This is a genomic window from Microbacterium wangyouchuni (genome assembly GCF_051546305.1).
Classification (GTDB): Bacteria; Actinomycetota; Actinomycetes; order Actinomycetales; family Microbacteriaceae; genus Microbacterium.
Window position 1 is genome coordinate 172,239 of the sequence record NZ_JBPTMA010000006.1, and the last position, 20,733, is coordinate 192,971.

Below are 20,733 nucleotides of genomic sequence, written 5' to 3' on the forward strand. Positions count from 1 at the left end.
CGTCAGTCCTCGAACTCACGCGCAATCACCTCGCCGGTGGCGGTCACGAAGACCTCCCACCCGGCATCCAACTCTGCAATCGGACGGCCCTCGAGCCAGGTGAGCGTCCAGTGCCCGGCGAGACCGCGGGCCTCCACTTCAGTGATCGCTGGACGCAGGACAGCGGGGACGGATGCCGGAGCATCCGATCCCGCCGCCCAACGCGTACCCAGCTGCATCAGCTCTCCTCCACAGGAACCAGCTCGATCTCGGTGACAGCGAGTTCAGCGCCCTCGACGAATTCCAACTCGGCGATGCGGCCAACGGCCCGGAGATCATCTGCGGCCGCGCGAATGGACTCGAGGGTCTCGGCGGGGGCGACGATCACGGCGCGTGATACCGGCGTCTTCTGCGAGGCCTTCGCCTCGGTCTTGGCCCGACGGATGCCGATGAGAGCGGCGCTGGCGGCGGTGAGCACGGATGCGTCGCCGCCGGCAAGGTCACCACTGGTCGGCCAGGCAGCGGTGTGGATCGAGCCCTCCTCGAACCAGGACCAGGCCTCTTCCGTCGCAAAGGACGCGACGGGGGCGAGCAGCCGCAGCAGCGTCGACAGGGCGATCCGCAGTGCGAGCGCAGCTGAGGGCTGTCCGACGTCGGTCTGATCGTAGGCGCGCTCCTTGACCAGCTCGAGGTAGTCGTCGCAGAACGTCCAGAAGAACGACTCAGTGATCTCCAGTGCGCGGGCGTGATCGAACGCGTCGAACGCCTTGGTGGCTTCGGCGACGACACCATCGAGCGTGGCGAGCATCGAAGCATCCAGAGCGTGCGTGACCTCGGCACCTTCGGGAACCGGGAACGACAGGACGAACTTCGCCGCGTTCAAGATCTTGATCGCCAGGCGGCGACCGATCTTCATCTGCGTCGGGTTCTGCGGGTCGAAGGCGGCATCCACACCGAGGCGGCTGGAGGCCGCCCAGTAGCGAACAGCATCCGATCCATGCTTCTCGAGAATGTCGGCCGGGGTGACCACATTGCCCTTGGACTTCGACATCTTCTTGCGGTCGGGGTCGACGATGAAGCCGGAGATCGACGCGTGCTGCCACGGCGAGCGCTGGTCTTCCAGCGTCGAGCGCAGCATCGTCGAGAACAGCCACGTGCGGATGATGTCCTGTCCCTGCGGGCGCACGTCGAAGGGTGCAACCAGGTTCCACAGTTCCTCATCGCGCTGCCATCCGCCCGCCAGCTGCGGCGTCAGAGACGAGGTGGCCCAGGTGTCAAGGATGTCGACCTCGGCCTCGAAGCCGAGGGCCTGGCCGCGCTGATCCTCGGCGTAACCGACCGGCACATCCACGGTCGGGTCAACCGGCAACTGCTCGGCGGAAGCCATGATGACGCGGTCGTAGTCGCGGTCACCGTTCGCGTCCAGGCCGTACCAGACCGGCAGCGGCACACCGAAGAAGCGTTGGCGAGAAACGAGCCAGTCGCCGGTGAGACCGCCGACCCAGTTCTCGTAGCGCACGCGCATGAAGTCCGGGTGCCACTGCATCTGGCGTCCGTGGTCGATGAGCTGCTCGCGCAGTTTCTCGTCGCGGGCGCCGTTGCGGATGTACCACTGACGCGTCGACACGATCTCCAGCGGGCGGTCGCCCTTCTCGAAGAACTTCACGGCGTGGTTGAAGGGCTTGGAGACCTCCAGCAGCTCGCCGGACTCCTCGAGCAGTTCGGCGATGCGCTTCTTGGCGCTGAAGACGGTCTTGCCTGCCAATTCGGCATAGGCGCTCTTGCCGGCATCCGAAACGATCGCCTCCGGAGCATCGGCGATCACGCGGCCGTCCAGACCCAGAATCGCACGGATCGGCAGGTCGAGCTCGCGCCACCAGATCATGTCGGTCACATCACCGAAGGTGCAGACCATCGCGATGCCGGACCCCTTGTCCTGCTGGGCGAGATGATGCGCGAGCACCGGAACCTCGACATCGAACAGCGGGGTGCGCACGGTCTGGCCGAAGTACGACTGGTAACGCTCATCATCCGGGTGCGCCACGAGCGCGACACATGCCGCGAGAAGCTCGGGGCGGGTGGTTTCGATGTGGATGTCGCCGGTGCCGTCGGTCTTGTGGAAGGCGAGTCGGTGGAAGGCGGCCTGCTGTTCGCGATCTTCGAGCTCCGCCTGTGCGATGGCGGAGCGGAAGTCGACGTCCCACAGCGTCGGGGCGAGCGCCTGGTATGCCTCGCCGCGCTCATGGTTGCGGATGAAGCCGAGCTGGCTCTGGCGCATCGTCTCATCTGAGATCGTGCGGTATGTCTGGGTCCAGTCGACGCTGAGGCCAAGCTGGCGGAAGACCTCTTCGAACTGTTTCTCGTCTTCGATCGTGAGGCGCTCGCACAGTTCGATGAAGTTGCGGCGGCTGATGGGCTGCTGGTCGGCGGCCTTCAGGCTCTTCGCATTGCCCTCGAACGGAGGAGTGAAATCGGAGTCGTAGGGGAGGGTCGGATCGACGCGCACTCCGTAGAAGTTCTGCACGCGGCGCTCGGTGGGCAGGCCGTTGTCGTCCCACCCGATGGGGTAGAAGACGCTCTTGCCGCGCATGCGCTCGTAGCGCGCCTTCACATCGGTGTGCGTGTACGAGAACACGTGTCCGATGTGCAGAGAACCGGATGCCGTCGGCGGAGGTGTATCGATCGAGTAAACGCCCTCGCGACCGAGCTCTGCTGCGCGGACGCGATCGAACAGATAAGTGCCCTGCGCGGACCAGGTGCCGTCCCACTTCGCTTCGAGACCTTCGAGGACGGGCTTTTCAGGGATCTGATTCTGAGTGGACGCGGCCATGAAGGTCTCCTTGCGCGATGTATGCGGCACTGTGTGAGCGTGCCTGAGTGTGGAATGTGCTGACCAGTCTAACGAAGAGTGAGCGCGGTGGAGCGGGGGCTAGTTCGACCGAGTCCAACAATTGCGAGTAGACTGGGTCGACCCCTTCACCTTTTCTGAGGACCCGCATGCCCACTCCACTCGTGCGTCGTATTCTGCCCATCACCGCGCTCGCCGCTGCTGCCGCACTCGCCCTCAGTGCCTGCACGGGCACGGTGAACGATCCGCCAGCGGCTTCGAACCGCGAGGTCGTCTGGGCCATCGAGGGAGCGAATCTCTCGGCCGGTCACATGGACCCGCAGACCAGTCAGCTCGACGTGTCTGGCATGGTGCAGCGGGTCGTCCTGGATTCTCTGGTCTCCCAGCAGGCTGATGGGTCATTCTCACCGTGGCTCGCTGCGGACTGGACGGTCTCCGAGGATGCCACCAGCTACACCTTCGAGCTCCGCGACGATGTCACCTTCCATGATGGTGAGCCCTTCAACGCCGATGCGGTCAAAGCGAACTTCGACCGCATCGTCGATCCGGAGACGGCATCCGCGCAGGCCGCCAGCATGCTTGGCGCTGACTTCTACGCGGGCACCGAAGTCATCGACGAGTTCACCGTGGAGGTGAACTTCACTCAGCCGTACTCGCCGTTCCTGCAGGCTGCGAGCACCGCGCAGCTCGGGTTCTACTCGCCAGCTGTACTGGAAAGTTCTGCCGATCAGCTAAAGGCCGGCGGACCCGACGTGACGGTGGGTACCGGTCCCTTCGAGCTCACCGCGTACACGCCCGATCAAGAGCTCGTCTACACCCGCAACCCCGACTATGCGTGGGGCCCTGATGGTGCAGAGGCTGCGAAGTTCGAGACCCTGCGCGTGGAGATTCTGCCTGAGGCCTCAGTGCGTGCCGGAGTCGTGGAGAGCGGGGAGGCAGACCTCGCCAGCAATCTGCCGCCGAACCTCGCCGCCACGCTTCCCGACACGCTGACTGTCGAGTCTCTTGAGTACCCCGGCCTGCCGTACTCGCTGTACCTCAATGAGAAGTACGGGGTGTTCGCAGATCAGAAGGTGCGGCAGGCGTTTGCGCGTGGCATTGACATCGACGCAGCAGTGGAGGAGATCTTCTTCGGCCAGTTCCCGCGGGCCTGGAGCATCCTCGGCTCGACCACGCCAGGCTATGACGCCTCCCTCGAGGGCAGTTGGCCGTTCGACCAGGATGCGGCGAATCAGCTGCTCGACGACGCCGGGTGGACCGAGCGCGATGCCGACGACATCCGGATGAAAGACGGCGAGCGCTTGTCAGTGCGCTGGATCGCGTGGACGCCGGTTCCCGATGACAAGGCGGCTCTCGGCAATGCGATTCAGTCCGACCTCGCCGACATCGGCTTCGAGGTCGTGCGCGAGGTCCTCGAGCCGGGCGCGTACAACGAGCAGTACGGGCCGAAGACTTTCGACCTGACGGACTGGGGCTTCTCCGGAGTCGACGGCGACCTGCTGCGCAGCCACCTGCACACCGATGGCTTCCAGAACGCGTCACAGGTGTCGAACGCGGACGTGGATGCTCTGCTAGAGCAGGGCATCGCGACCACCGACACGGAAGAGCGCACCGCGATATACCAGCAGCTGCAGCAGTGGAACGCCAAGTACACCGCGATTGTTCCGCTGTACAGTCCGTCGCTGATCACCGCAGTGAACGACAGCGTCGACGGCCTGGCCTACGATCTGTACGGACGGCCGCTGTTCTACGCGGCGACGGTCAGCTGATCTCGGCGGAGGGGGAACGGTGAGAGCCACCCTGACGCGGATTGCGGAGCTCGCGGCATCCGTCATCGTCGTCTTGTGGGGCGCGGCGACCGTCGCATTCCTCGCATTCCGAGTCATCCCCGGCGATCCGGTTTCGGTGATGCTCGGGCCGCAGGCCCAGGTCAGTGACGCAGTCAAGGACGGTATTCGCACTCAGCTCGGTTTGGATCGCCCGCCGGGGGAGCAGTACCTGAGCTATCTCGGGCAGCTCGTGCGCGGCGACCTCGGAGAGTCTTACCAGTTGCGGATGCCGGTGACCGAGGTGATCGGCCGCCAGCTCGGCTCCACCGTGCAGTTGACCGCACTGGCCCTGGTCATCGCTGTGATTCTCGCGCTCTGCGGGACGCTGCTGTTTCACGGGCAGATCTCGCGGACCGTGATCGCAGGGATCGAGCTGATTGTGCTGTCATCGCCGGTGTTCTGGATCGGCCTCATTCTGCTCAGCGTGTTCGCCTTCGGTCTCGGCTGGTTCCCGGTCGCCGGAACCCGCAATCCGGCGACCATCGTGCTACCGGCGGTGACGCTCGCTCTTCCGGTCTCAGCTCTCCTTGGCCAAGTGCTCCGCGATGGCATCGAGGCGGCTGAACGCCAGCCGTTCGCGACCACGGTGCGCGCACGCGGCGCCGGGTACACCCGGCTGACAATGCACCACACCCTCCGGCACGGGGCAGCGGGCGCTCTGACACTCACGGCCTATCTGATCGGATCGCTGCTCGGCGGCGCTGTGCTGGTCGAGACGGTGTTCGCGAGACCAGGGCTCGGCCGGGTGACCCTCGCGGCGATCTCCGATCGTGATCTTCCGGTGATCACCGGGATCATCCTGTTCAGTGCCGTCGTGTTCGTCGTTGTGAATCTCCTCGTCGAACTGCTGCAGCCCGTGCTGGATCCGCGTCAGCGACGGCAGGTGAGCGTATGACGGCGTCGCGACGCATCCTGCTCGGCGCGGCCCTGCTCGTTCTTGCCGTGGTGGCGGTGATGGCGCTGATGCCCCAATTGATCGCACGCACGACCCGCTGCGCACCGACGTACGGGCCGCCCTCGAAGCGCCGAGCGCCGCCCACCTGTTTGGAACCGACCAGAGCGGACGCGATGTCTTTTCCCGCGTTGTCTACGCAGCGGGGCGCTCCGTCGGGATCGGCTTGCTTGCCACAGCCCTCGCCCTGGTCGTCGGGTTGATCATCGGTGCGCTCAGTGGGATCGCTCCGCGGGCAGTGGATGCTGTTCTCATGCGGGTCGCGGACGTTTGGATGGCGTTTCCGGAATTTCTCGTAGCCCTCGTGGTCGTCGCCGTCCTCGGACCCGGACCGGTCAACATCGCGATCGCCGTGACGATCGCCGCGATCCCGGTGTACCTGCGACTGGCGCGGGTGCAGACGCGCATCCTCGTGCGTGCCGAGCACGTGGAAGCGGCGCGCATCCTCGGTGTGCCGCCCGTGCCGGCTTTCACCAGGCACGTGATCCCCGGCGTGCTGGGTGCACTCAGCGTGCTGGCCACGATCGGGGTCGGCTCCAGCATCCTGGCCGCCGCAGGCCTCAGCTTTCTCGGTCTCGGTCCGATCGAGCCGGTCCCGGAATGGGGCCTGATGCTCTCCGGCGGGCGCAACGTCCTCGCGCAAGCCTGGTGGATCGCCCTCTTCCCCGGACTCGCGATCACGCTGACGGTCATATCGGCGACCGTCGTCGGCCGCACGCTGCGGGCGCGGGCCGAAGGGAGGCGCATATGAGGGCCCTCGATGTGCAGGAACTGTCGATCTCCATCGGCGGGGCGCTACTCGTCGACGGTGTCTCGTTCACCGTCGCTCCCGGCGAATGCCTCGCCATCGTCGGCGAATCGGGGGCCGGGAAGTCGCTGACCGCGGCCGCGCTGCTGGGCTTGGCTCCCGATACCGCTCGCGTCTCCGCTCACACGCTCACTGTCGATGGCGTGGATGCTCGGCGGCACAGCGATCGCGAGTGGCGCGCGCTGCGCGGCAACCGCATCGGGCTGGTCTCCCAGGACGCCCTGGTCTCATTGGACCCGCTGCGCCGAATCGGGGCCGAGGTGGCCGAGCCCCTGGCCATACATACCGACCTGACCCGCTCCCAGCGTCGTGATCGGTCAGTCGAACTGCTTGAATCTGTTGCCATGCCGTTCCCTCAGGTGCGTGCACGGGAGTATCCTCACCAGCTCAGCGGCGGTCTGCGTCAGCGGGCGCTCATCGCCTCAGCGCTCGCCGCAGGCCCCGCCGTCCTGATCGCCGATGAACCGACGACGGCGCTGGACACGACTGTGCAGGCGCGCTTGCTGACGCTGATGCGCCAGATCGTAGATGCTGGCACCGCCGTCGTCTTTATCAGTCATGACTTCGCCGCGGTTCGGCGCGTCGCTGATCGCGTACTTGTGATGCGAGCAGGGCGTGTGATCGAGCAGGGACTCGTCACTGAGGTGCTCGATGCGCCTCGCGAGGACTACACCCGCATGCTGATCGCAGCCAGCCGGCATGAGCCGCGGTCGGAGGATCGTTTCGGACTCGGTACCGCGGTGCTGGGCGCCGTCGAACTGTCGAAGAGCTTCGCTGGCAGGACGGCCGTGGCGAATGCATCTTTCACTCTGCTCGAGGGTCAGACGCTGGGGATCGTGGGGGAGTCGGGATCAGGAAAGACCACACTCGCCCGCATGCTCGTCGGAGTCGAGACCCCGGATGCCGGCAGCATTCGTTGGCGCGGCAGGAGCCGGGTGCAGCTTGTGCATCAGAATCCGCTCGGCGCATTCGACCCGCGCTGGAGCATCGGCCGCTCGTTGCGTGAAGCACTGGCTGCGGGCGGCGTTGCGCGTAACGCACGGAAGGCGCGCGTCGCACAGCTGATGGCCGAGGTGGATCTCTCGGCGGATCTCGCGCGTCGCCGACCGGCGCAGCTGTCTGGAGGACAACGCCAGCGAGCGGCTATCGCCCGTGCGCTCGCCGCAGAGCCCGACGTGCTGATCCTTGACGAACCGGTCTCGGCGCTGGATCCGTCAGTACGCGAGAAGGTGCTGCAGATGTTGAAACGGCTTCAGAGCGAACGAGGGCTCTCAATGGTGCTGATCTCGCACGATCTTGATGTCGTCGTGGCCGTTGCCGATGACGTTCTCGTCATGCTCGACGGGGCGATCGTCGAACAGGGGCCGGTGGCGGACGTGTTCGCCGCACCGCAGCATCCGTTCACCAGGGAGCTGCTGGCGGCCGGACGTTGAGCGCGTCTCTATCAGGGAACTCTCAGGTTTGCTAGCGTAAGAGCACGCAGTGACAAAGCCGTCGCTGCTGGAGAGGAAAACGTCTCATGACTCCCCTATTGTTGATGCTCATCGGCATCGCGATGTTTGTCTTCGGTTACTTCGTCTACTCCAAATATCTGTCGAAGCGCGTGTTCAAGCTCGACGCGTCATTCAAGACGCCATCGCATGAGTTGAATGATGGCGTCGACTACGTTCCGACCAACAAATACATTCTGTGGGGGCACCACTTCACCTCGGTCGCGGGAGCCGCGCCCATTGTCGGGCCCGCGATCGCTGTCATCTGGGGCTGGTTGCCCGCATTCCTCTGGGTCACCATCGGCACGGTGCTCTTCGCAGGAATGCACGACTTGGGCGCGCTGTGGGCCTCTACGCGGAACAAGGGGCGTTCAATCGGCGCGCTCTCTGCCCGGTACATCGGCAAACGCGGAGCCAACCTGTTCCTCGTCGTCATCTTCCTGCTGCTCCTGATGGTCATCGCAGCGTTCGCCGTGGTCATCAAAAACCTGCTGATCAGCACGCCGTCGGCGGTCATTCCGACATGGGGCGCGATCATCGTGGCGCTGCTGGTTGGCGTCGCCGTGTACCGTCTGCGCTGGCCGCTGATTCCCATCACCGTCGTCGGTGTCGTCGCGCTGTATGCACTCATCGTGCTCGGTGACCAGGTGCCGGTGGTTCTGCCGGAAAGCACGCTGGGGATGAGCCCGGCCACGTTCTGGATTGTGGCGCTGTTCGTCTACGGCGCGATCGCCTCGCTGCTGCCCGTGTGGGTGCTGCTGCAGCCGCGCGACTACATCAACGGCGTGCAGCTTTTCGTGGGACTGATCCTCCTGTATGGCGCGGTGCTGATCGCAACTCTCTTCACCGCAGATAAGCCCGAGATCGTCGCCCCGATGATCAACATGGCGGTACCGGAAGGTACGCCGAGCATGATTCCACTGTTGTTCGTGACGATCGCGTGCGGAGCCATTTCTGGCTTCCACGGCATGGTGTCGTCGGGTACCAGTTCGAAGCAACTCGACAAGGAGACTGACGCTCGCTTCGTCGGATACTTCGGAGCTGTCGGCGAAGGGCTGCTCGCGCTGGGCACGATTCTCGCAGTGATCGGCGGCTTCCGCACGGTGGCTGAGTGGAATGAGGTTTACAGCTCCTTCGGCGCTGGCGGTGTTGAGGCGTTCGTTCAGGGTGGCGGGCAACTTATGGAGACCGGTATCGGGCTTCCGGCGTCGCTGAGCGCGACAGTGCTGGCGACGATGGCGGTGTTGTTTGCCGCGACGACTATGGATACAGGTATGCGTCTGCTCCGCTTTGTCGTGCAGGAGATGGGCGAATCTATGAAGATTCGCATCACGAAGTTCCCGGCGACCGTCGTTGTTGTGGTGCTCGGGCTCGGGTTGACCTTCTCGCAGGGGCTCGGAGGAGACGGAGGGCTGCGGATCTGGCCGCTGTTCGGTACGACAAACCAGCTCATGGCCTCGCTTACTCTGTCGATCATCGCGGTGATGCTCATCCGGAAGCGGCGTAATCCGCTGGTGGCGCTCATCCCGCTGGTCCTGGTGTTCGTGATGTCGTTCTGGGCGGCGATCGAGCAGCTCGCGGCGTTCGCTAACCCCGGCGAGCCGGACTGGCTGCTGTTCGTGCTCGACGTCATTATCATCGTCGCCAGCATCTGGGTCGCTGTTGAGGCGGTCATCGCGATGCGTAAAGCCGCGAAAGAGCCGCCCGAGCATGAGGATGAGGATGCACAGCTGCAGGCGGTTCGCGAGGAGGTCTGATCTGTGACATACAGAGAGGCGGCCCGGCGCCTGTCCCGGCGCTGGGCCGCCTTCCAATCGGGGCTGGCGGAGTACTACGCCGGCCCCTATCGGCAGGCTCTCGCTCGGGAGCGACGCGATGAGGACGATCTGTTCACGATGGTCGTTCTTGGTGAGGCTCTGGGTGTACCCGATCCTGCTGCGTACTACAGCGTCGAGCTGATGCCCATGCTCGCGGATGACTTTCATGCGTGGCATCGGCGTATGGGGATGCCGCGCTCGCCGTTGGATCAGGTCGCATGCTGTTAGATCTGATCCGCGACAGACGTGTGGTGTTCCTCGGCGGAAAAGGTGGCGTCGGGAAGACTTCGCTGGCCTCGGCCGTGGCCCTCGCCCGGGCGCGAGAGGGTGCGAGAGTGCTCGTGGTCTCCACGGACCCGGCGCACAATCTTGGACATCTCTGGGAGTGTCAGGTCGGGGATCAGCCGGTGCGTCTGGCCCGCTTCGACGTGAACAGCGACGTACCGGCGGGCGCGGTCGACGGGATGGAGATCGACCCGCACGCCACGGTCGAGCGACACCTCGCAGCGGTTGAGCAGACCATGCTGCGCATGCTGCCCGAGCGTCAGCACGCACAGGCGCGAGAACACCTCGATCGTGCTCGGCATGCTCCGGGGAGTCATGAGTCCGCCGTGCTGGAGCGGATCGCCGAGGCTGCGGAGCTGGCGCGCAACGAATACGACCTCGTGGTCTTCGATACCGCCCCATCGGGTCATACTCTCCGGCTGCTTGCACTGCCCGGTCAGCTGTCCGGATGGACCGAGTCTCTCCTGCGCAACCGAGATCGATCAGAACGCTTCTCTGCGGCGATGCGTGGATTGGCCGGGCGGGCGGAACCGGCCGCGGATTCAGACGCGCAGTTGCGCCGTACGCTGCAGGCGCGTCGTGCGCGCTTTGACGCGCTGCAAGAGGCGATCAGTAATCCGTCAACTGCCGGGTTCATCGTTGTGTTCACTGCTGAAGCGTTGCCAGTGGCCGAGACGATCGAAGTCGTCGATGCCCTACGCGAATTGCAGGTGCCAGTGGCGGCGCTGGTTGCGAATCGACGTTCGCCCGCAGACGCCGGTGAACTGCTGCGCGCGCGTCGCTCTCTGGAAGATCGGCACCTCGGGACGGTGCGGAAAACGCTCCCCGACATGCCACTCGTCGAGATACCGCTCCTGCCAGGAGAGCTCACCGGGATCGGCGCATTGGGATCCCTGGCGGACCTGCTCGTCGGCGTTGACTGATCAGGCCAGGGGGCTCAGTCCAGGATCCGAATGCCCAGCCCCGCGGCGATCGCCGGGGCGAGTTGCTGGATCTGAAAGGTCGTGAGCGTCGTGCCGCGCAGACTCGTGGCATCCACGAAGACATCAGCGTCGAGTCCGCGCAGATCGACGTCCTTGGCGCGCAGGCCGCGTGGGTCGACCTCTTCGCTGCGGCATCCACTGAACGCCATGCGTGAGATCTCGGCCTGGGGGAGATCGAGGGTGCGGATGGTCGCGTCCGTGATGAGGACGTCTGTCGCCTTCGCACCGCCGAGCGTCAGATAATCGATGCGCACGTCGCGGATCTCGAGTTCGTTGATGCGCGTGCCGCTGAGGTCGAGGGTCCCGATGCGTCCGCCGCTGATGCGCAGACGACGGATGCCAGCATTGCGCAGCGTGATGGAAGCGGCGCGCAGATCTGTGGCGGCGACGTCGAGAATCGTGGCTCCGGTGAGATCGATGCTGTTCGCGTCGGCCGTGATGGTGCACTGCTCGAGCGAACAATGGGCGAGATCGACGTCACCGGACAGTTCCAGCGCCGACTGCAGAATGTCGGCGCCGCGAGAGGGGCGTGCTGGCTCGAGGTGCGGCGGGAGATCGGGCGGTGAGAGTCGCGGAGCTGCAGGAGAATCGGTTACTCGGGCCATAGGTCGAGGCTATCGGGTACTGCATGCTAAATTGCTAGCATGCAAGCAAGTGGGTCTGGCGAGAAGAAGGCGCAGTTCAACGTCTATCTCCCTCCGGAGTTGATCCGCGAGATCAAGCACCGAGCAATCGATGAGGGCACGAGTCTGTCTGGGCTCGTCGAGGCAGCGCTGCGGGGATACCTGGAGGAACTGTCATGACCGTCGTACAGCAGATCCTGTACACCGCGCAGCCCGAGCGCTGGTGGGCGCTGGCCGAGGCCCTCGGGTTCGTTGCCCCCTTCCCACCGGCACCGGAGTGGGCCGAGTTTCACGCCGACGGCGTCCTCGCCGTGCACGGGGCGACGGACGAGCACCGACCGGGTGTGACCGAGATCCACCTCATCGTCGAAGACACGGATGCTGCGGCATCCGCCCTTGCTGCATTCGACGTCGAGGCGATGACGATGGAAGGCGTGGGGGAGATGCTCGTGGTGCGTGCGGCATCCGGTGTCTCGATCTCCGTGTCTGAGGGAGCGGTGCAGCGCGGTGCCGGCGAGATCGCCGTGCAGCCGATCTGGTTCCAGGAAGACCTCACCCAGCCGCGTGCGATTCTCGAGGCGCTCGGTTTCCGGGCCGGGATCGCCGCTGATCGCGGCGGCTGGACCGAGATGCTCTGTGATGGGGGCTCGATCGGACTGCACGCCGGAGAGCCACGGATCGGACTCTCGTTCGAGGCACGCGGAGACCTCGATGCTCGTGCTGCGCGATTGCGGGATGCCGGGTTTGCAGCATCCGTCGTGGATGAGGCCTTTGCGCGCACGATCCGCATTGCCGATCCTGATGGCGGCGATGAGATCTGGATCAACGGCGTTCAGGACGACATGCACGGATACCACCGCTGATGGGCTTCGAGCGGGACCTCGGCGACGGGATCACCTTGGCCTTGCGGACACCCGATCTGGCTCGGGCGGTGCGTCCGGTTGCGCTGGCCAATCTCGAGCGGCTGCGTCAGTGGGAGCCCTGGGCACACAATCTCGACCCTGACGGGGTGGACGACGACTGGAACAGCGAGCAGCTGCGGCGGTTCATTGCCGGTACTGCCATCCCCACGGTGGTGCTGCAGCACGGGCGGCCGATCGGATCGGTGTCTGCGCAGCTGGATCGGTACTACCGGACGGGGGAGCTCGGCTACTGGATCGCGGCTGAGGCCGAGGGCAAAGGGATTGTCCTGCGGGCCTGTCAAGCTCTGATCTCAGACATGTTCGCCGATGGCATCGAACGCGCGGAGATTCGTACTGCCGCGCACAATGTCCGCAGCATCCGCCTGGCTGAACGCCTGGGCTTCACCCACGAGGGAACTCTGCGCAGCGCGCTGCCCGTGGGCCCTGTCCGCCACGACGTCGCCGTGTTCGGCCTGGTGCCGGGGTAAGACTCAGCACGAACTTCGCAGGACCGCACTAATTTCGCACGATCCGCCGCGGTTCCTGCGAACTATGGGTTGTTCTGCGAGGGATCGCCACTCGTTCTGCACAGATCGAGAGTTCCCAGGCCTCTACGCAGAACACGTGATCGAGCGCCACGGCTGTCCCGATGCTGTGCCACAGTCTCGTTCATGCATCCACGCGCACGTCGAGATATCTCCCTCGAAGTCGCACGCCTCGGCGGTGTCGCACGAGTGTCCGCGCTGATCGATCTCGGGTTTCGTCGTGCCGATTTCGACGCTGCTCTTGCCGCCGGTGCGATTCAGCGCATCAGGCAGGGGTGGGTGGCCCTGCCGGATGCGTCGCCGCTGCTGGTCTCGGCTGCGCAGCGCGGGGTCGTGCTCTCCTGTGTGACGCAGGCCCGCCGGCTCGGAGTCTGGGTGCATGACCAGAACCCAGGCGTGCACGTAGCGGCGACCCCGGGGAGCGCAGGCGGGAAGCCGACGCACATCCGCGTGCACTGGTCCAAGCCGTTGATTCCCCGCCCACCGGGGGTGCTGGAGGATTCGATCGAGAACGTGCTTGCCATCATCGCGGAGTGTGAGCCGTACGAACAGGCTCTGGCGACCTGGGAATCGGCGCTCAAGCTCGGCCTGATTGCCCGTGAGTCGATGGGGAATCTCCCGCTTCGTCCGTCCGCTCGTCGACTGCTGAGCGAAGTGCAGCCGTTCGCGGACGCCGGAACCGAGAGCTATCTGCGTCCGCGCCTGCGCTGGCTGAAGCTCCCCATTCGGACGCAGATCTGGATTGCAGGACATCGTGTCGATGCCTTGATCGGCGACCGGCTCGTGCTGCAGATCGATGGCGGACACCATGTCGGCGAGCAGCGCTCCGAAGATATTCGGCATGACGCGGAGCTCAAGCTCATGGGTTACCACGTGATCCGCATCAGCTACGACCAACTGATGGATGAGTGGCACATGGTGCAAGATCTCATCATGCGCGCTGTTGCGCAGGGGCTGCATCTCGCTTCCCGACGTTCCTGAGCCGCGCAGCCCGAGCGCACATCCCGCAGGACCGCCTCAATCTCGCAGAGATTCGCCTCAAACCTGCGAGATTCGTGATGTTCTGCGAAGTTCCTGCGCAGCGCCCTCCGCGCGTACAATGGACGCACACGCTTTGATCCGGCCATCACCGGGGAGCTCTCGGAAGAACGCAGGTGACTGCAACTAGAACCGAGCGGGGCAGGCCCGTCATCGCCGCAGTGAGAGTGGTTCATCGATCCCTGAGTTTGTCGAAGGGTCGAAGAGCACGTGGGGTGGTACCGCGGTCTTTGTACAAGATCGTCCTCGCAAGCAGCATCCGCCCACGACACTGCGAGACATGATGACCTACCCACGCCCTTCGGCCAGCGCAGGCACCTCAGCCTTCGGCCCCGCCGCCGTTCCGTCCAGCCCGCGGTTCCCGCAGATCGAGCAGGAGATCCTCGACTTCTGGAAGCAGGACGACACCTTCCGGGCATCCATCGCCCAGCGTGACGGCGCCGACGAGTGGGTCTTCTACGACGGCCCTCCCTTCGCTAACGGGCTGCCGCACTACGGTCATCTGCTGACCGGATACGCCAAGGACCTCTTCCCGCGCTTCCAGACCATGCGCGGTAAGAAGGTTGACCGTGTCTTCGGTTGGGACACCCACGGTCTTCCCGCCGAGCTTGAGGCGATGAAGCAACTCGGACTCACCGAGAAGGCCGAGATCGAAGACATGGGTATCGACGTCTTCAACGAGAAGGCGAAGAGCTCCGTTCTTGCCTACACCGAGGAGTGGAAGGCGTACGTCACGCGTCAGGCGCGCTGGGTCGACTTCGACCGCGGGTACAAGACGCTCGACCTCGGTTACATGGAGAGCGTGCTGTGGGCATTCAAGACCCTGTACGACAAGGGCCTCGCCTACGAGGGCTACCGTGTGCTGCCCTACTGCTGGCGCGATGAGACACCGCTGAGTGCCCACGAGCTGCGCATGGACGACGACGTCTACCAGATGCGTCAGGACCCCTCTGTGACGGTCTCCTTCCCTCTGATGGGATCGGATGCTGTGGCCCAGGGCCTCGCCGGCGTTCGCGCCCTCGCGTGGACGACGACCCCGTGGACGCTTCCGACCAACGTCGCGCTCGCCGTGGGTCCGGAGATCTCCTACGTGGTCGTGCCGCATGCCGAAGGCACTGAACGCTACCTGCTCGCCGTCGACCTGTTGGGCGGCTATGCGAAGGAGCTCGGTTACGAGGATGCGGCATCCGCATCCGCAGCCGTCGAGCGCGCCATCACCGGCGCCGAGCTCGGTGGCCTGCGCTACGAGCCGCTGTTCGACTACTACACGGACGTTGAGACGTACGGCACCGAGAACGCGTGGCAGATCCTCGTCGATGACTACGTCACAACCACCGATGGCACCGGTATCGTCCACCAGGCCCCGGCCTACGGTGAGGATGACAAGCGGCTCAGCGATCAGGCGGGCATCCCGACCATCCTGTCCCTCGATGACAGTGGCAAGTTCCTGCCGAACGTCACCGACGTCGCCGGGGAACTGTGGATGGATGCCAACCGTCCGTTGATCCGTCTCATCAAGGACAGCGGACGTCTGATCCGTGAGGCGAGCTACGAGCACAGCTACCCGCACTGCTGGCGCTGCCGCAACCCCCTGATCTACAAGGCGGTGTCGAGCTGGTTCATCCGCGTCACCGACATCAAGGACGACCTGCTCGCGAACAACGAGCAGATCACCTGGGTGCCGGAAAACGTCAAGGAGGGCCAGTTCGGTAAGTGGCTCGAGGGTGCGCGCGACTGGTCGATCAGCCGCAGCCGCTACTGGGGCTCGCCCATCCCGATCTGGAAGAGCGACGACCCGGAGTACCCGCGCGTCGACGCGTACGGTTCGCTTGAAGAGCTCGAGCGCGATTTCGGAGCGCTGCCGCGCAACCCCGAGGGCGAGATCGACCTGCACCGTCCGTACATCGATCACCTGACGCGCCCGAATCCGGACGATCCCACCGGCGCGAGCACGATGCGCCGTATCGAGGACGTCTTCGATGTGTGGTTCGATTCGGGATCCATGCCGTACGCGCAGGTGCACTACCCGTTCGAGAACCAGGAGTGGTTCGACTCGCATTCGCCGGCGGACTTCATCGTCGAATACATCGGGCAGACTCGTGGCTGGTTCTACGTGATGCATGTGCTCTCGACGGCGCTGTTCGACCGGCCTGCGTTCACCGGGGTCAGCTGCCATGGCATCGTCCTGGGCAGTGACGGCTACAAGATGTCGAAGTCGTTGCGCAACTACCCGGACGTCTCCGAGGTGCTCGACCGTGACGGCTCCGACGCGATGCGCTGGTTCCTGATGTCGAGCTCCGTTCTTCGCGGCGGCAACCTCGCGGTCACGGAGGAGGGCATCCGTGCGGGCGTCCGGGAGTTCCTGCTTCCGCTGTGGAACTCGTGGTACTTCTTCGTCACCTACGCGAACGCGTCCGGCGATGGCTACGAGGCCACCTGGCGCACCGACTCCACCGACGTTCTTGACCGCTACATCCTCGCCCGCCTGGGCGATCTTGTGCGGGACGTGGCATCCGATCTCGAGGGGCTGGACTCGACGACGGCATCCGCTCGCCTGCGTGATTTCGCCGAGGTGCTCACGAACTGGTACATCCGCCGATCGCGCGACCGGTTCTGGGTGGGTGTGACCGACGAGCCGAAGAGCCGTGAGGCTTTCGACACGCTGTACACGGTACTCGAGACGCTCTGCCGGGTGGCAGCGCCGCTCGTTCCGCTGGTCGGCGAGAAGGTCTGGCAGGGGCTCACCGGTGGGCGCAGTGTGCACCTGACGGATTGGCCGGATGCTGATGCGTTCCCCGCAGCCGACGACATCAATGGCGCGATGGATGCTGTGCGCGAATTCTCCAACGTCGGCAATGCGCTACGTAAGAAAGAGAAGCTGCGTGTGCGCCTGCCGCTTGCCCGGTTCAGTGTTGTTTCACCACTTGCCGATTCGCTCGGTCAGTTCGAGGACATCCTGCGCGATGAGCTCAACGTCAAATCCGTTGAGCTGGTGAAGCTCACAGACACCGCAGCCGCCGAGTACGGCATCAGCCATCGCCTCAGCGTCAATGCCCGTGCGGCCGGCCCGCGTCTGGGTAAGCAGGTGCAGCACGTCATCAGGGGTGCACGTGCTGGGCTCTGGGAAGAACGCGATGGCGTGGTCGTCGTCGACGGCATCGCGCTGGAACCATCCGAGTACGAGATGGCTTTGGAAACCTCCGGCCGGCCCGAGGGTGAAGCTCTCGCGATCCTCCCGAGCGGCGGCTTCGTGCTGCTTGACACGCAGACGACCCCGGAGCTGGAATCCGAGGGTATGGCGCGTGACGCCATCCGGGTCGTTCAGGAAGCGCGAAAGAACGCCGGTCTCGATGTCAGTGACCGTATCGTGCTCGCACTCAACGTCTCGGCGGCGAACGCGGAGGCGTTGCAGGCACACGCTGAGCTGATCGCGGGGGAGACCCTCGCTATCGGATTTGCCGTGCAGGCGACCGACGACATTGATGAGCTGGTGCAGAACGTTACGAACCCCGGCGACGGAGTCTTCTGCAGTGGCGCCACGACGCTCGGATCAGAGAAGGCAGCCATCATCGTGACGATCGATACGAACATCGAGGGAGCGAAGAATGTCTGACCGCAACCGCGCCGATGCTGTGTATGACGCGCTGCTGGCTCGCGCCGGCGAGCGGTGGGTGCAACCGCGCAAGGAGCGCACCGCCCGCATCCTCGAGCTGCTCGATGATCCGCAGAAGACGTACCGCGTCGTGCACATAACCGGCACCAACGGCAAGACGTCGACCGCGCGCATGATCGAGAGTCTCCTGCGCGCGCACGGCCTGCGCACCGGCCTGTTCACCAGCCCGCATCTGGAACGCTTCACCGAACGCATCATGATCGACGGCGAGCCCATTGCGGATGCCGCGATCGCTGACGCCTGGGACGAGATCGAACCCTTCGTCGGGATTGTGGATGCTGAGCTCGAAACAGCTGGCGACGAGCCGCTGACCTTCTTCGAACTGCTCACTGTTCTCGCTTTCGTCGCGGCATCGGATGCTCCGGTCGATGTGCTCGTTCTCGAAGTGGGCATGGGCGGCGCATGGGACTCGACCAACACCGCCGATGGCGATGTCGCGGTGTTCACGCCCATTGCCATCGACCACGTCGACCGCTTGGGCAGTACGATCACCCAGATCGCCGAAGTCAAGGCCGGAATCATCAAGCAGGGCGCAGCCGTCGTGTCAGCGCAGCAACCGGATGACGTGGCCGCTGTGCTGCGCCGTGTCGCAACAGAGCAGGACGCAACGATCGCGTTCGAGGGCGACGAGTTCGGTCTCGCGGAGCAGAAGCTCGCCGTCGGCGGACAGCTGATCACGATCCGCGGTCTGGCCGGCCTGTATGTCGAGGAATACCTACCCATATATGGTGCGCACCAGGGGCACAATGCAGCTCTCGCTGTCGCGGCGGTCGAGTCGCTGATCGGCGGCGCATCACAGCGCATCGCCGATGACATCATCACAGATGGTCTGCAGGGGGCGACGTCTCCTGGACGCCTGCAGCTGCTCGGCATCGCGCCGACGGTGATCGTGGACGCAGCGCACAACCCGCACGGTGCGAAGGCACTCGCTCAGTCGTTGGACGACAGCTTCGACTTCGATGAATGGGGCCTGGTCATCGGTGTGCTCGCCGACAAGGATGCAGCCGGGATCATCGCTGAGCTCGCCCCGGCCGCAGCGCACATCTTCGCGACGTCTCCGACATCGGAGCGCGCGAGCGACGCCGACCTGATCGGCGATCTCGTCGAGGCGACCGGGCATCGTGTCACGGTGCTCCCCGCGCTCGCAGATGCTGCCGACGCCGCTCGAGAATGGGCAGCATCGTCCGAGCGCCGCGCAGTGGTGATCGCCGGATCCATTGTGCTCGCCGGTGAGGCCATGCTGCTCGCGGACGAGGAAGACTGGAAGTCAGGGTGGCACGCATGACTGATCCAGCAACCGATCCTCGTCCCGAGCGTGCTCCGCGCACACTGGTACAGAAGCTCGCGCCCATGGTGCTCGGCTTTGAAGCGATCGTGGTCATTCTCGCCGGCCTTACGATTTTCGGCCTGAATGCTCTGCCGGACGGTATCCCGCAATGGTGGGCGATCGTCGGTGGCGCCGTCGTTGCGCTGGCGATGGTCGTCGTCGCCGGCATGATCACCAAACCCTGGGCCATCGGGGCCGGATGGGTGCTGCAGGTCATCGTGGCGCTAGCGGGAATCTTCGTTCCTGCCATCGTGATCGCGGCGCTGGTTTTTGGTGGCATGTGGGCATATGCGACGATCATGGGGGCCCGGTTGGATGCACAACGTCCAGCCGTCGCGAATCCGAACAGTTCTGAAACCGAAACTCACACAGAGAGTGATTGACATGGCCACCGAAGAAACCCTTGTCCTCGTCAAGCCGGACGGCGTCGCCCGCGGACTGACCGGATCTATCCTTGCCCGCATTGAGGCGAAGGGCTACGCACTCGTGGACATCCGTCTCGTCGAGCCCGACCGCGACCGTCTCGCGGCCCACTATGCAGAACACGAAGGCAAGCCCTTCTACGAGCCGCTGCTGGAGTTCATGATGTCGGGACCTTCCGTGGCGATCCGCCTCGCAGGCAACCGTGTCATCGAAGGCTTCCGCTCGCTCGCCGGCACGACTGACCCGACGGGGGCTGCGCCAGGAACCATCCGTGGCGACTTCGGTCGCGACTGGGGCCTGGCCGTGCAGCAGAACCTCGTGCACGGCTCGGACAGCCCAGAATCCGCAGCCCGTGAGCTGGGAATCTGGTTCGCCTGATCTGAGCTGAAAAGCACGAAGCCCGCGACCTGAGGTCGCGGGCTTCGCGCTTTTTCTGGGTCGCTGTCGCGTCAGAAGATCATGCCGACGACTTCGCCCAGCAGATCTAGACCACGCATCTGGATCATTGTGATGATGACGGCGTAGGCCAGGATCGTCGCCAACGGCACCCAGGCCATCAGGCGGTCAGCGCGCGCCATCACTCGCTCGGAACGGGTGAAGGTGCCGTTACGGAACAGGTGCACCATTGTTGCCAAGAACGTCGGAATCGTGACGGACCAGGTCAGCATGCAGAACGGGCACAGGTAGCCGAGGTTGGTCGCGTAGAGGCTCTGCGAGATCAACCAGCAGATGAAGACGAACGCGAAGGTGATGCCGGCGCCGAAGGCCGCCCAGAACCACCGCGGGAACTTCGCACCGGCGAGAACAGCCACCCCGACCACCAGCGGAGCCATCCAGCCAGTCAACCCGATGATCGGATTGGCGAAACCGAAGACCTCGCCCTGCCACGAGTCGAGGTTCTTGCCGCACTGGATCATCGTGCTGATGTTGCAGCTGAGATCGGCATCCGGGTTCGCCAATTGGATGAACTTGTCGATCGTGAGCTGGAAAGCAGCCCACCAGCCGATGATGCTGGCAATGATCAGCCATACGGCGTAGAAGATGGGGCGCGTGCGCTGCTCGCTCATATCCGGATTATCTCAGCGAACGCTATGGATGCGACGTGAAGTGCGCCGCGAATAACATCCGTGGACCCCGGATGCCGCGAACTGGCCAACATGATGCGATAATGAGCTGAGATGCATGCGCTCGGCGTGCCGTACGAAGCATCG

Annotated in this window: 19 protein-coding genes; 15 read left to right on the forward strand and 4 right to left on the reverse strand. The window is 64.6% G+C overall.

What is annotated here, in order from left to right; translation table 11 throughout:
• Window positions 1-2: 2 nt before the first annotated feature.
• On the reverse strand, window positions 3-218 hold the full coding sequence (locus ACSS7Z_RS13645; RefSeq protein ID WP_438255413.1) for a hypothetical protein: 216 nt from the start codon (window positions 216-218) through the stop codon (window positions 3-5).
• Entirely contained in the window at window positions 218-2,809 is a 2,592-nt protein-coding gene (gene valS / locus ACSS7Z_RS13650; protein ID WP_438255414.1) for a valine--tRNA ligase, read from the reverse strand. The genes ACSS7Z_RS13645 and valS overlap by 1 nt, the downstream gene beginning before the upstream one ends.
• Before the next feature lie 167 nt (window positions 2,810-2,976).
• Between valS and ACSS7Z_RS13655 the strand changes: the two genes are divergently transcribed.
• From ACSS7Z_RS13655 to ACSS7Z_RS13685, 7 genes are all read left to right on the forward strand, one after another.
• Entirely contained in the window at window positions 2,977-4,596 is a 1,620-nt protein-coding gene (locus ACSS7Z_RS13655) for an ABC transporter substrate-binding protein (protein ID WP_438255415.1), read from the forward strand.
• Window positions 4,597-4,615: 19 nt separating this feature from the next.
• Window positions 4,616-5,551, forward strand: coding sequence for an ABC transporter permease (locus ACSS7Z_RS13660; protein ID WP_438255416.1), 936 nt, complete (start codon window positions 4,616-4,618; stop codon window positions 5,549-5,551).
• 223 nt (window positions 5,552-5,774) lie between these two features.
• Complete coding sequence (locus ACSS7Z_RS13665) at window positions 5,775-6,359, forward strand: ABC transporter permease (protein ID WP_438255417.1); 585 nt, start codon at window positions 5,775-5,777, stop codon at window positions 6,357-6,359.
• Window positions 6,356-7,849: a dipeptide ABC transporter ATP-binding protein gene (locus tag ACSS7Z_RS13670; RefSeq protein ID WP_438255418.1), complete on the forward strand. Its 1,494-nt coding sequence runs from the start codon at window positions 6,356-6,358 to the stop codon at window positions 7,847-7,849. Before ACSS7Z_RS13665 ends, ACSS7Z_RS13670 begins: the two co-directional genes overlap by 4 nt.
• Window positions 7,850-7,935: 86 nt before the next feature.
• Window positions 7,936-9,663 carry a carbon starvation CstA family protein gene (locus tag ACSS7Z_RS13675; protein ID WP_438255419.1) on the forward strand — a complete coding sequence of 576 codons (1,728 nt, stop codon included), beginning with the start codon at window positions 7,936-7,938 and terminating at the stop codon, window positions 9,661-9,663.
• A gap of 3 nt (window positions 9,664-9,666) precedes the next feature.
• Window positions 9,667-9,951, forward strand: coding sequence for a cory-CC-star protein (locus tag ACSS7Z_RS13680; protein ID WP_438255420.1), 285 nt, complete (start codon window positions 9,667-9,669; stop codon window positions 9,949-9,951).
• On the forward strand, window positions 9,942-10,931 hold the full coding sequence (locus tag ACSS7Z_RS13685; protein ID WP_438255421.1) for an ArsA family ATPase: 990 nt from the start codon (window positions 9,942-9,944) through the stop codon (window positions 10,929-10,931). Before ACSS7Z_RS13680 ends, ACSS7Z_RS13685 begins: the two co-directional genes overlap by 10 nt.
• A 14-nt stretch (window positions 10,932-10,945) precedes the next feature.
• Here the strand turns inward: ACSS7Z_RS13685 and ACSS7Z_RS13690 are convergent, their stop codons facing one another.
• The gene (locus tag ACSS7Z_RS13690) at window positions 10,946-11,596 is read right to left on the reverse strand and encodes a pentapeptide repeat-containing protein (protein ID WP_438255422.1); all 651 of its coding nucleotides are present in this window, start codon (window positions 11,594-11,596) and stop codon (window positions 10,946-10,948) included.
• 39 nt (window positions 11,597-11,635) lie between these two features.
• Between ACSS7Z_RS13690 and ACSS7Z_RS13695 the strand changes: the two genes are divergently transcribed.
• The 8 genes from ACSS7Z_RS13695 to ndk all read left to right on the forward strand — a co-directional run bounded on the left by ACSS7Z_RS13695 (window position 11,636) and on the right by ndk (window position 19,900).
• Window positions 11,636-11,794, forward strand: a complete 159-nt coding sequence (locus ACSS7Z_RS13695) for a ribbon-helix-helix domain-containing protein (protein WP_438255423.1) — start codon at window positions 11,636-11,638, stop codon at window positions 11,792-11,794.
• Window positions 11,791-12,477: a VOC family protein gene (locus tag ACSS7Z_RS13700; RefSeq protein ID WP_438255424.1), complete on the forward strand. Its 687-nt coding sequence runs from the start codon at window positions 11,791-11,793 to the stop codon at window positions 12,475-12,477. The genes ACSS7Z_RS13695 and ACSS7Z_RS13700 overlap by 4 nt, the downstream gene beginning before the upstream one ends.
• Window positions 12,477-13,004 (forward strand): GNAT family N-acetyltransferase, encoded by a 528-nt coding sequence (locus tag ACSS7Z_RS13705; protein ID WP_438255425.1) that lies wholly within the window; start codon window positions 12,477-12,479, stop codon window positions 13,002-13,004. The genes ACSS7Z_RS13700 and ACSS7Z_RS13705 overlap by 1 nt, the downstream gene beginning before the upstream one ends.
• A 183-nt stretch (window positions 13,005-13,187) precedes the next feature.
• Window positions 13,188-14,042: an endonuclease domain-containing protein gene (locus ACSS7Z_RS13710; protein WP_438255426.1), complete on the forward strand. Its 855-nt coding sequence runs from the start codon at window positions 13,188-13,190 to the stop codon at window positions 14,040-14,042.
• A 340-nt stretch (window positions 14,043-14,382) separates the two neighbouring features.
• Window positions 14,383-17,712: an isoleucine--tRNA ligase gene (gene ileS / locus ACSS7Z_RS13715; RefSeq protein ID WP_438255453.1), complete on the forward strand. Its 3,330-nt coding sequence runs from the start codon at window positions 14,383-14,385 to the stop codon at window positions 17,710-17,712.
• On the forward strand, window positions 17,705-19,057 hold the full coding sequence (locus ACSS7Z_RS13720; RefSeq protein ID WP_438255427.1) for a bifunctional folylpolyglutamate synthase/dihydrofolate synthase: 1,353 nt from the start codon (window positions 17,705-17,707) through the stop codon (window positions 19,055-19,057). The genes ileS and ACSS7Z_RS13720 overlap by 8 nt, the downstream gene beginning before the upstream one ends.
• Entirely contained in the window at window positions 19,054-19,482 is a 429-nt protein-coding gene (locus ACSS7Z_RS13725) for a DUF4233 domain-containing protein (RefSeq protein WP_438255428.1), read from the forward strand. Before ACSS7Z_RS13720 ends, ACSS7Z_RS13725 begins: the two co-directional genes overlap by 4 nt.
• A gap of 1 nt (window position 19,483) precedes the next feature.
• On the forward strand, window positions 19,484-19,900 hold the full coding sequence (gene ndk / locus ACSS7Z_RS13730; protein WP_438255429.1) for a nucleoside-diphosphate kinase: 417 nt from the start codon (window positions 19,484-19,486) through the stop codon (window positions 19,898-19,900).
• 71 nt (window positions 19,901-19,971) lie between these two features.
• Here the strand turns inward: ndk and ACSS7Z_RS13735 are convergent, their stop codons facing one another.
• Window positions 19,972-20,589: a vitamin K epoxide reductase family protein gene (locus ACSS7Z_RS13735; RefSeq protein WP_438255430.1), complete on the reverse strand. Its 618-nt coding sequence runs from the start codon at window positions 20,587-20,589 to the stop codon at window positions 19,972-19,974.
• Window positions 20,590-20,733 lie beyond the last annotated feature (144 nt).

Coding starts and splice junctions, on each gene's coding strand:
- ACSS7Z_RS13705 (WP_438255425.1), top strand. CDS start 12,477: ATGGGCTTCGAGCGGGACCTCGGCGACGGGATCACCTTGGCCTTGCGG.
- ACSS7Z_RS13700 (WP_438255424.1), top strand. CDS start 11,791: ATGACCGTCGTACAGCAGATCCTGTACACCGCGCAGCCCGAGCGCTGG.
- valS (WP_438255414.1), bottom strand. CDS start 2,809: ATGGCCGCGTCCACTCAGAATCAGATCCCTGAAAAGCCCGTCCTCGAA.
- ileS (WP_438255453.1), top strand. CDS start 14,383: ATGACCTACCCACGCCCTTCGGCCAGCGCAGGCACCTCAGCCTTCGGC.
- ACSS7Z_RS13670 (WP_438255418.1), top strand. CDS start 6,356: ATGAGGGCCCTCGATGTGCAGGAACTGTCGATCTCCATCGGCGGGGCG.
- ACSS7Z_RS13695 (WP_438255423.1), top strand. CDS start 11,636: ATGCAAGCAAGTGGGTCTGGCGAGAAGAAGGCGCAGTTCAACGTCTAT.
- ACSS7Z_RS13645 (WP_438255413.1), bottom strand. CDS start 218: ATGCAGCTGGGTACGCGTTGGGCGGCGGGATCGGATGCTCCGGCATCC.
- ACSS7Z_RS13720 (WP_438255427.1), top strand. CDS start 17,705: ATGTCTGACCGCAACCGCGCCGATGCTGTGTATGACGCGCTGCTGGCT.
- ACSS7Z_RS13725 (WP_438255428.1), top strand. CDS start 19,054: ATGACTGATCCAGCAACCGATCCTCGTCCCGAGCGTGCTCCGCGCACA.
- ACSS7Z_RS13675 (WP_438255419.1), top strand. CDS start 7,936: ATGACTCCCCTATTGTTGATGCTCATCGGCATCGCGATGTTTGTCTTC.
- ACSS7Z_RS13685 (WP_438255421.1), top strand. CDS start 9,942: ATGCTGTTAGATCTGATCCGCGACAGACGTGTGGTGTTCCTCGGCGGA.
- ACSS7Z_RS13655 (WP_438255415.1), top strand. CDS start 2,977: ATGCCCACTCCACTCGTGCGTCGTATTCTGCCCATCACCGCGCTCGCC.
- ACSS7Z_RS13710 (WP_438255426.1), top strand. CDS start 13,188: ATGCATCCACGCGCACGTCGAGATATCTCCCTCGAAGTCGCACGCCTC.
- ACSS7Z_RS13735 (WP_438255430.1), bottom strand. CDS start 20,589: ATGAGCGAGCAGCGCACGCGCCCCATCTTCTACGCCGTATGGCTGATC.
- ndk (WP_438255429.1), top strand. CDS start 19,484: ATGGCCACCGAAGAAACCCTTGTCCTCGTCAAGCCGGACGGCGTCGCC.
- ACSS7Z_RS13690 (WP_438255422.1), bottom strand. CDS start 11,596: ATGGCCCGAGTAACCGATTCTCCTGCAGCTCCGCGACTCTCACCGCCC.